Origin of the sequence: Rhodococcus sp. H36-A4 (genome assembly GCF_027158005.1) — a bacterium.
Classification (GTDB): Bacteria; Actinomycetota; Actinomycetes; order Mycobacteriales; family Mycobacteriaceae; genus Rhodococcoides.
On sequence record NZ_JAPVLQ010000027.1, the window covers coordinates 1 to 692 of the forward strand.

Below are 692 nucleotides of genomic sequence, written 5' to 3' on the forward strand. Positions count from 1 at the left end.
GCGTTCATTGTCGCCGCTGACCGGCGTCTTGGTGGTGATGGCCATGGTGTGTGTCGATCCGTATCTCGCCCTGCATCAGGCCGGGTTGCTATGAACCAGTGGACTCACCTCACCCTGGCACGCAGGGTTTCAGCCGATCCGCGAAATCCTTCAGTGTGATCTTCGAGCGTGTTCCACTCCACCAATAGTAAGTAGGAGTCGCTTCGTTCGAGACACCGCGACAGACTGAGTCTTCGAAACCCAGTCATGGACGAGATAATCTGCCTGGCGCGACGGAAATTCGCTTCGAATTCAGCGGCTTGCCCAGCTTTGATCTGAAGTAGCGCATGTTCGAGGACCACTGGCGCATGTTAGCCCGTGGAGCGGACTTCAACAGCAGACAGTATGGGCCTTGCGGGAAGTGAGGGCAGAGAGTGCAGACAGCTTCTGAAAATAACAGCAGGCCTGCGAAGCACTGTCGCTGTTTCATCCGCGACGGATGATGTGGCGGGCGGCGGTCAGCGGGATGCTCGTCTGCATGAAACGCACCGCGGCGATGAAGCGCACTGTGGCCATGTCTGCACTCTGAGGCTCCCCCCGGATGGTGGACACCGAGATAGCGGGATCGATGGTTCCGCTGGAAGGATGTCCTCATGTCCCGCAAACGCAGGTCTTTCACGACCGAGTACAAGGTCGAGGCCGCCCGCAGGGTG

The 692-nt window shown here is 58.8% G+C and carries 1 protein-coding gene; it reads right to left on the reverse strand.

Annotation, left to right across the window (positions count from 1 at the left end):
- Positions 1 to 104: 104 nt before the first annotated feature.
- Complete coding sequence (locus O1W68_RS21510) at positions 105 to 341, reverse strand: antibiotic biosynthesis monooxygenase family protein (protein WP_269307040.1); 237 nt, start codon at positions 339 to 341, stop codon at positions 105 to 107.
- Positions 342 to 692 lie beyond the last annotated feature (351 nt).